Source organism: Deltaproteobacteria bacterium GWC2_65_14, from assembly GCA_001797615.1.
GTDB lineage: Bacteria > Desulfobacterota > Deferrimicrobia > Deferrimicrobiales > Deferrimicrobiaceae > GWC2-65-14.
Genome location: MGPV01000010.1, coordinates 1 through 9,162, shown reverse-complemented (window position 1 = coordinate 9,162; position 9,162 = coordinate 1). Strand labels below are relative to the sequence as shown.

Genomic DNA, 9,162 nt, shown 5'->3' with positions numbered 1-9,162 from the left:
TGGAACTTCTCACCCCGGAAGTCATCGAACGTACCGTCATGATCACGGACACCTTCTTCCGGAAGCACATGGGAACGGCCGCCCCCCGGATCGCCGTGGCCGGGGTGAACCCCCACGCGGGCGAGGGGGGGCTCTTCGGCGACGAGGAGCGCACGGTCGTGACGCCCGCGGTCGAGGCCTGCCGCCGCCGGGGGATCGACGCGACCGGTCCGCACCCCCCCGACACCGTCTTCTACCGGGCGTACCGGGGGGAGTTCGACGTGGTCGTCGCGATGACCCACGACCACGGCCTCATCCCGCTCAAGCTGGTCCACTTCGAGGACGGGGTGAACGTCACGATGGGGCTTCCGATCGTCCGCACCTCGGTCGACCACGGCACCGCCTACGGCCTCGCGGGGAAGGGGACCGCGAGCCCCGCCAGCCTGCTCGCCGCCATCCGGATGGCCGCGCGGATGGCCTCCGGAGGGAGGTAGGCGCCGTGGCCCTCGACCGGATCGTCATCCGCGGCGCGCGGGAGCACAACCTCAAGAACATCGACCTGGAGATCCCCCGGGACCGGCTCGTCGTGATCACCGGCGTCTCGGGCTCCGGGAAGTCCTCGCTCGCCTTCGACACGATCTACGCGGAGGGGCAGCGCCGCTACGTCGAGTCGCTCTCCGCCTACGCCCGCCAGTTCCTCGAGCAGATGGAGAAGCCCGACGTCGACTCGATCGAGGGACTCTCCCCCGCCATCTCCATCGAGCAGAAGTCGGTGAGCAAGAACCCGCGGTCGACGGTGGCCACCGTCACCGAGGTCTACGACTACCTGCGCCTGCTGTTCGCCTCCGTCGGCCGTGTCCACTGCCTCTCCTGCGGGAAGGAGATCTCCCAGCAGACGGTGACGCAGATCGTGGACGCCGTCCTGTCGGCGGGGACGGGGGAGAAGGTCGAGATCCTCGCCCCGGTCGTCCGGGGGCGCAAGGGCGAGTACCGGAAGGAGCTGGCCAGGCTGGCCCGCGACGGATACTCCCGGGTGATCGTGGACGGGGAGGAAAGAGCCCTCGAGGACGAGATCGTCCTGGACCGGAAGAGGAAGCACGACATCGACGTGGTGATCGACCGGGTCCGGGTCTCGGAGTCCTCCCGCGGGCGGCTCGCCGACTCCGTGGCGCTGGCACTCTCCCTCTCCGACGGCCTGGTCCGCGTGACGCGGGGAAAGGGGAAGGGAGAGCTCTTCAGCGAGAAGTTCGCCTGCCCCGACTGCAACGTAAGCTACCCGGAGATCACGCCGCGGCTCTTCTCCTTCAACAGCCCCCACGGGGCCTGCCCGGAGTGCGACGGGCTGGGGTCGACCATCTACTTCGACCCGGAGCTGATCGTTCCGGACAAAAACAAGAGCATCCGGGAGGGGGCGATCGCCCCCTGGATCCGGCGCACCACCGTCTTCCATCACCAGATGCTGGAGACGCTGTCGCGGCACTTCCGCTTCTCCCTGCTGGAGCCGTTCGGGAAGCTTCCGGAGCGGGTCCGGGAGGTCCTCCTTCACGGGTCGGGGGAGGAGGGGGTCCGGTTCCACCTCGAGGAGGGGGAGCGGCGCTACTTCTTCACCAAGCCGTTCGAGGGGGTGATCGGCAACCTCGAGCGCCGGTACCGGGAGACCGACTCGGAAGGGGTGCGGGAGGAGCTCTCCCGCTACATGAACAACCGTCCCTGCCGGGGCTGCGGGGGGGCGCGCCTGAAGAAAGAGGCGCTCTCGGTGACGGTGGGGGGACGGGGGATCGACGCGGTGACCCGCTTCTCGATCCAGGAGGCGCTTACGTTTTTCGGGGGGCTCTCCCTCTCCGGACGGGAGGAGGAGATCGCCGCGCGGATCCTCAAGGAGATCCGTTCGCGCCTCTCCTTCCTGGCGGACGTGGGGCTCGACTACCTGACGCTCGACCGGACCTCCTCGACCCTGTCGGGGGGGGAGGGGCAGCGGATCCGGCTGGCGACGCAGATCGGCTCCTCCCTCATGGGGGTGCTCTACATCCTCGACGAGCCCTCGATCGGGCTGCACCAGCGGGACAACCGGCGGCTCCTCTCCACGCTCAGGCAGCTGCGCGACCAGGGGAACACGGTGCTGGTGGTGGAGCACGACGAGGAGACGATCCGGTCGGCCGACCATGTGATCGACATGGGGCCGGGAGCCGGCGAGGACGGCGGCCGGCTGGTCGCCGCCGGCCCTCCGGAGGCGATCCTCCGGTGCGAGTCCTCCCTCACCGGGCAGTACCTCTCCGGAGTGAAGGAGATCCCCTGTCCGACGGCGCGGCGGCGCCCGAACGGCAACTTCCTTTCGCTGTCCGGCTGCCGGGCGAACAACCTGAAGGGGATCGACGTCTCCTTCCCGCTGGGGCTGATCACCTGCGTGACCGGCGTCTCCGGTTCGGGGAAGTCGACCCTGGTGCTGGACACCCTCTACCGGGCGCTCGCGCAGAGGATCTTCGGTTCCCGGGAGCGTCCGGGGGCCCACGACCGGATCGACGGGCTGGCGCTGGTCGACAAGGTGATCCACATCGACCAGTCGCCGATCGGGCGGACCCCCCGCTCGAACCCGGCGACCTACTCGGGCGCCTTCACCCCGATCCGCGACCTCTTCGCGATGCTTCCCGAGAGCAAGGCGCGGGGATACCGCCCGGGGCGCTACTCCTTCAACGTGAAGGGGGGGCGGTGCGAGGCGTGCGAGGGGGACGGGATCCTCAAGATCGAGATGCACTTCATGCCGGACGTCTACGTCACCTGCGAGATCTGCCGGGGGAAGCGGTACAACCGGGAGACGCTCGAGATCGCCTACAAGGGGAAGACGATCGCCGACGTGCTGGCGATGACGGTCGACCAGGCGCTCCCCTTCTTCGAGGCGATTCCCGCGATCCGGCAGAAGCTGTCGACCCTTTCCCGGGTGGGGCTGGGCTACATCCGCCTCGGACAGCCGGCCACCACGCTCTCCGGGGGGGAGGCGCAGCGGGTCAAGCTGGCGCGGGAGCTCTCCAAGCGGGCGACGGGGAAGACGGTCTACATCCTGGACGAGCCGACGACCGGGCTCCACTTCGACGACATCCGGAAGCTGCTCGCCGTGCTCCAGATGTTCGCCGATTCGGGGAACACGGTGATCGTCATCGAGCACAACCTCGACGTGGTCAAGACCGCCGACTACATCGTCGACCTGGGGCCGGAAGGGGGGGACCGGGGGGGCGAGGTGGTCGCCTGCGGAACTCCGGAGGAGGTCGCGGAGGATCCCCGCTCGTTCACGGGGCAGTTCCTGCGCCGGGTACTGGGCGGCGGAGCGAAGCGGCGGGCGCTCGGCTAAAGCGGGACGGCTACGGAGGTGGCGGGGCGCTGCTCCAGCGGGAGCCGGTCCCCTTCCCGGACTGCGCGTCTTCCTCCCCGCGGGGATCGGAGGCGTCGAGGAACTTCCGCTCCGCGTCCTTTCCGAAAAGGTAGCGGACCTCCTTCCGGACGGCATGGGCGACCGGGTGGGTCCGGTTCTTCTGCTTCATGCACCAGAGCGACTTCATGTCCTCGTCGACCGTCAGCGTCCCTTCCGAGACGACCAGGGGAAACAGGATGCAGAAGCGGGGCTTGATCTCCCACTCGTGCAGCCCCGCCTCCGCCGCCCCCTTCTGGAGGACGCAGCCATGGTCGGGGTGGAAGAAGGCGCAGGCCCCGGCGGTGTCCATCGTCTCCACGGCATGCCCGCTCGGGCAGTCCGTGTCGGGCTCCACCGCGCCGAACCAGGATTCCGGGTCTTTCGCCTCGGGGCGGAGGAGGTGGGAAAACAGCTCCTGGCGGGCGAGGATCTCCTCCTTCTCCTTCAGGTCGACCCAGACGCCGAACCGGCAGCAGCGGCTCCGGCAGAGGTCGAGCCTGCACTGTTCGGGAAACTTCGCGGAGAAGACGTACGGATCGACCTGAATGGGCACCGGTTCCTCCGGGGAAATTCGGGAAGTGCAGATTATAGCACGGGGATGTCGGGGGATAGGCCAGTCTTTTTTCCATTCCCGGCCGCAGGACGTTCCGAAGCCAGCAGCGCTCGCTCTGATCCCGCCGGACGGAAAGAGCCGGTGTGCTCCCCCCGGCATCCTGCTATAGTACCGCCAATTATCCGCGCCCCGACCCGGGAGAAACCGCGCATGAACCGAAGGCTTGCCGTGTACGCCGTATCGCTTTTCCTCCTCGCGCCGCCCCCCGCATGGCCCGGCGACTGGCGGGTGACGCCGATCCGGATCGAGATGAGCCGGCAGGCGAAAAGCGGCGTGATCACCGTGATCAACGACTCGAAGGAGCGGCTGCAGCTCCGGATGAAGGCCTTCGAATGGACGCAGGACGCCGAGGGGAAGGATTCCTACGCGGAGACCGGCGACCTCGTCTTCTTCCCGAAGATGATGATCTTCGAGAAGGCGATGGAGAAGATCCTGCGCGCCGGGATCAAGGTCCCCGCCACGAATACGGAGAAGACCTACCGGCTCTTCCTCGAGGAGATCCCCGGCCCCCGGAAGGAGGATGGGGTGAACGTGGCGATCGCCATCCGGTTCGGCGTTCCGGTCTTCGTTGCGCCCCTCAAGGAGGAGCCCAAGGGAGAGATCGCGAAGGTCGCGATGGCGAAAGGAACCGTTGAGGCCGAGATCCGAAACCCCGGAAACGTCCACTTCGTGATCCGGTCCGTCATGGTGAAGGGAAAAAACGGGAAGGGGGAGGAGATCTTCTCCCGGGAGCTTTCCGGAGGGTATCTCCTTTCCGGCGCATCGAGAACGTATGCCACCGAAGTGCCGGCCGATCTCTGTCCGGAGTTTACTGCGGTCGACGTGGAGGCCACAACCGACAGGTTCCCCCTCGCCGGGCACCTGGATGCCGACAAGGGTATGTGTTCCCGGGAATAGGCGCCCCGTGACAAATCCGTGCATGTTGGTATATACTGGACTCCGTCCGCCGGAGTCCAGCCAACCCATCTCACCCATCGCACGGATCGCAGCGAACCGGGTCGTCCCGGCCCTCCGCCCCGACGCGGAACTCCCTTTTGGTTCCTCCGTCCGGCCCGCGAGGGGACGACCCCCATCGTTCCATCGGCGGAAAACGATGACAACCGCCTCCCGAATCGAGCCTCTCCTGAGCAGGGCGCTGGACAGCATCACCGACCCCCTGATCCTCTACGACCGCGACTTCCGGATCGTGACGGCCAACCAGGCTGCGGTGACCATCCACCAGCGGGATCTCGATCAATGGATGGGCAGGCATTGCTACGAGGTCTTCTACCGCCGCGGCTCGGTCTGCAAAGGATGTCATGTCCGCGATGTCTTCCGCTCCGGGGAACCCCGGATGCGGGAAAAAGACATTCGCCTGCCCGACGGGCGGCTCCGGCATTTCGAGATCCGCGCGTACCCGGTGAAGGATGCCGAGGGAACCATTGTCCACGTGCTCGAGCACGGCCGGGACATCTCCGAGCGGAAGACCCTGGAGACCCAGGTCAGGACATCGGAAGAGAGATATCAGACCATCGTGGAGACCGCCCGGGAAGGGATCTTCATCGCCGACGGCGACGCGAGGGTGACTTTCGCCAACAAGCGGCTGGCCGGAATGCTGGGGTACGATCTTGAAGAGATCATGGGCCGGTCGCTGTTCGATCTCATGGACGAGGATTCCAAGGGAGCGGCGAAAGAGCAGCTGGACCGCCGCCGCAAGGGTCTGTCGGACGTCTACGAACTGAGCTTCCGGAACCGGGAGGGAACGTCTCTCGTCGGCCTGGTGTCGGCGGCGCCGCTCATGGTCAACGACGCCTTCCTCGGTTCCGTGGGCATCGTCACGGACATCACCCGCATGAAACAGGTCGAGTCGGAGCTCCGCACGGCCAAGGACTTCAGCGAAAAGATCATCGACAACATCACCGACAATCTCATCGTCGTCGACCCCGTGACGCATCATATCGTGCAGGCCAACACCTCCTTCCTCCATCGGGTCGGGTTCCCATCGGAAAAGGTGATCGGCAAACCGTGCTACGAAATCATGCTGGGAAGGAATACCCCTTGCTGGGAGGACGGAATCCATTGTCCCGTCCGGGAGGCGGCGGCAATCAAGCGGCCTGACAAGTGCGATAAGGTGTACTTGAACGCCGACGGACAGGAGCGGATGCTGCAGGTTTTGACCTATCCGCTCTTCAACAGCAGCGGCGGCGTGGACCTGGTCATTCGGATGGAACACGACGTCACCGAAAAGCGTCGGATGGAGGAGGCCCTGGCCTTCCGTTCCAAGGAGCTGCAAAGGACCCAGCACCAGCTGGAAACGCTCTTCGAGGTTTCGCGGCGGGTGGGGGCCGAGAGCTCCCTGCAGGGGCTCGTCCATTTTCTCCGGGACTTCGCGGAAGGGATCTTCCCCGATTCCGACCTGCTCTTCCTGCTTCTCGAAACGACCGGCGAACGGTTCCTGTTCCAGGAGGAAAGCCATCCCGACGCGATCCAACCCCTGCAGAGCCTGCAGGGGGGTCCGGACGGGGAACGGACCGTCTCGGAGCTGGCCCGGTATCTCCGGACGCTCAAGGATCCACGGGTCCGGACTTCCGCGGACGGGGGGGACCTGCACCCCCTGATCCGAAGGATCGCGGAGGGCTACCCGAGCTGGTTCGGTCTCCCCGTCATCGTCCGGCAGGAATGCATCGGGTACTTCCTCCTCGGATCGAAGACGAACACGATCCACTCCCCGGAGGATCGGCGCTTCTTCCAGGCCCTGTTCGCCCAGATCGCCGGTCACGTCCGGAGCCTGATCCTCCACGAGACGGAGATCGGGCGGTTCCGCCGGGAGCCCGGAGAAACCGTCACCCGGGGGGAAATCATCGGACAGAGCAAGAAGATCCGGGAGGTCTACGACCGGATCGATCTCGTGGCTTCGTCCGACGCCACCGTCCTCATCACGGGCGAGAACGGGACCGGAAAGGAGCTGGTGGCCCGGGCGATCCACCAGCAGAACGTCCGACGCAGGGGGCCCCTCGTGGTAGCGAACTGCTCGGCCTATACCCCGAGTCTCCTGGAAAGCGAGCTGTTCGGGCATGAGAAGGGCGCCTTCACCGGAGCGATCCGCCAGAAGAAGGGGCGGATCGAGCGGGCCGAGGGAGGGACGCTGTTTCTGGACGAAATCGGGGACATCTCCCTGGCGACGCAGGTCCTCCTGCTCCGGTTCCTGCAGGACCGTCGCCTCGAACGGGTGGGCGGGGAGGAGACGATCGAGGTCGATGTCCGTGTCCTGGCGGCGACCAACCGGGACCTGCTCCGCGAGGTGGAGGAGGGACGGTTCCGGGACGACCTCTATTACCGGCTGAACGTGTTCTCCATCCATATCCCCCCCCTGCGTGAACGAAAGGAGGATATCCCGATCCTTTCCCGGCATTTCCTCGCCCGGTTCAGCGGAAAGGAAGGGAAGGCGATCCCGAAGATCTCCCCGGATGCCATGCAGGCGTTGATGGAATACCAGTGGCCCGGGAATGTCCGCCAGCTGGAGAACGCCTTGAGCTACGCCGTCATTCTCTGCCAGGGGGAAGAGATCTCGGCCCGGCATCTGCCGGCCTTTCTCAAGGAATCCGGCGGCGACCCGGCCGGGGTTTCCCTGGGAGACATGGAGCGGAGGATGATCCTGAGGGCGCTGGAGGAAACGTCCTGGAACAAGCACGAAGCGGCCCGCCGCCTCCAGGTGAGCCGGAGCACCTTGTACAGCAAGATCCGCCGTTACGGCCTGGAAAAGGAGACCGGGACCGGCTGATGGAAGGACGAAAGGGGGCCGTTTTCGTACACCCCCTGGAAATCGTGAACGTCTCTGGGTGCAAGAACATTTCTCCGGCGCGGGTCCGATGTCATACACTCCGCCATCCTTCCCTGGCGACTCGATCCCGATCCTGTTCCGGTCGAACCGGTCGATAGCCCCTCGATAATCCACGGAGAATCCGGTACGGACCCGGCGCGGCGCGGGGATTTCCCGTCCTGGCACGCTTCTTGATGCTCCGTTTGGTGGGCGGGGTTGGGTCGGGGTCAACCGACGGAGTCGGGAACGGACGCGGTCGCCGGTGGCGGTTGTCCGAAGCACGGCAATCGGCGGACGCGATCTTCGCAGGGCGTCGAGGAAACCGGCCGGATCTCTCCGGCACGAAAGGAGGGACACCATGGAGATCCATCTGACAGGGACGGAAACACATGCGCTCCGGGAGACTCTGGAGAGCGTGATCCCCGACATGGAGAGGAAAATCGCCGGCCTGAAAGATCCGGAACGCCGCAAGGACCTTGTGACGAGGAAGGAGGCTCTTCGGTCCATCCGGGACAAACTCCCCGCCGGACTGATCGAGACGGCGTAAAGGAGGCGACCATGTCATGAAAGAGGCCACGATCCACATCGTCGACGGGAAGGCGGACGATATCCATTTCGACGGGAAGGAAGGGATGGGGATCGACGCGTTCCTTCTGATCACCCACCGGAGGAATGTCGAGGAGGGGCATTTTCTGGCTTACGGAAACAGCGAAAGGGTGGGGAAGATGCTCTATAACTTCTATCTCAACTGTGTCCGGAACGATTACTGGGAGCTCGGAGAAACCCTGGAGCTGGTGGCCCGTGACATTCTCGATGTGGCCCAGGCCGCCCGCGGCCGGCCGTGGCCGCAGGAAAAGCTTCGGGCGGGGCCCATCAACTGATGGAATAGGGTGCCCGGGTGAACAGGAAGCCGTGATGGGGTCCAAACGGAGGTGATGCCCACAGGATAGGCACGGGGAAGGTTTCACGGACGAAACGGTTTCGAAAGGAGGGACTTCAAGGGTTCTGATCCAGGCTTATTTCGGCAAAACGCTCATGTGACGAAAGAATGGGAGGTCAAACGATGGCGAGAGAGAAACGGGAAGTGGAAATCAAGAGTCGGGCCGATACCCTTCCGTTGACGAGTCCCGAGGTCAGGCCCTGGCCCGTGACGCCGCCCCCTCCGCCCGAGGAAGTCATGAAGGTCTACGAAAAGCGGAAGGCGGGAGAGTTCGGGAAATGGTGCGAGGATAACTTGAGGTTCGAGAAAGGGTTCGGAAAAGCGGAGGCGCTTCAAGGATTCAAGGTTCTCGACATCGGCCTCTGGAGGATGGGGCACAAGTTCGCCTCCTCTCTGCTCGGCGAGGCGGGAGCCGAGGTGATCTGCAT

The 9,162-nt window shown here is 65.3% G+C and carries 6 protein-coding genes and 2 pseudogenes (1 of these 8 only partly in view); 7 read left to right on the top strand and 1 reads right to left on the bottom strand.

Annotated features, from left to right (window positions below):
• Nucleotides 1-473 (top strand): annotated as a pseudogene (locus A2X88_07795) (hypothetical protein); it begins 449 nt to the left of the window's first position.
• A 5-nt stretch (nt 474-478) separates the two neighbouring features.
• Nucleotides 479-3,322, top strand: coding sequence for an excinuclease ABC subunit A (locus A2X88_07790; protein ID OGP35465.1), 2,844 nt, complete (start codon nt 479-481; stop codon nt 3,320-3,322).
• Between the two features lie 10 nt (nt 3,323-3,332).
• On the opposite strand, the gene A2X88_07785 is transcribed toward A2X88_07790, so the two are convergent.
• Nucleotides 3,333-3,935 (bottom strand): hypothetical protein, encoded by a 603-nt coding sequence (locus tag A2X88_07785; protein OGP35464.1) that lies wholly within the window; start codon nt 3,933-3,935, stop codon nt 3,333-3,335.
• Between the two features lie 210 nt (nt 3,936-4,145).
• Between A2X88_07785 and A2X88_07780 the strand changes: the two genes are divergently transcribed.
• The 5 genes and pseudogenes from A2X88_07780 (at nt 4,146) to A2X88_07760 (ending at nt 9,162) form a co-directional block, all read left to right on the top strand.
• The gene (locus A2X88_07780) at nt 4,146-4,892 is read left to right on the top strand and encodes a hypothetical protein (GenBank protein ID OGP35463.1); all 747 of its coding nucleotides are present in this window, start codon (nt 4,146-4,148) and stop codon (nt 4,890-4,892) included.
• A 196-nt stretch (nt 4,893-5,088) separates the two neighbouring features.
• Nucleotides 5,089-7,755 carry a hypothetical protein gene (locus A2X88_07775; GenBank protein OGP35462.1) on the top strand — a complete coding sequence of 889 codons (2,667 nt, stop codon included), beginning with the start codon at nt 5,089-5,091 and terminating at the stop codon, nt 7,753-7,755.
• A gap of 397 nt (nt 7,756-8,152) precedes the next feature.
• Entirely contained in the window at nt 8,153-8,341 is a 189-nt protein-coding gene (locus A2X88_07770; protein OGP35461.1) for a hypothetical protein, read from the top strand.
• 16 nt (nt 8,342-8,357) lie between these two features.
• Entirely contained in the window at nt 8,358-8,675 is a 318-nt protein-coding gene (locus tag A2X88_07765; protein ID OGP35460.1) for a hypothetical protein, read from the top strand.
• A 296-nt stretch (nt 8,676-8,971) separates the two neighbouring features.
• A pseudogene (locus A2X88_07760) lies at nt 8,972-9,162 on the top strand (hypothetical protein).

Excerpts from the sequence above, each read along its gene's own strand:
- A2X88_07780 (OGP35463.1), top strand. The coding sequence starts at position 4,146 with ATGAACCGAAGGCTTGCCGTGTACGCCGTATCGCTTTTCCTCCTCGCG.
- A2X88_07775 (OGP35462.1), top strand. The coding sequence starts at position 5,089 with ATGACAACCGCCTCCCGAATCGAGCCTCTCCTGAGCAGGGCGCTGGAC.
- A2X88_07770 (OGP35461.1), top strand. The coding sequence starts at position 8,153 with ATGGAGATCCATCTGACAGGGACGGAAACACATGCGCTCCGGGAGACT.
- A2X88_07765 (OGP35460.1), top strand. The coding sequence starts at position 8,358 with ATGAAAGAGGCCACGATCCACATCGTCGACGGGAAGGCGGACGATATC.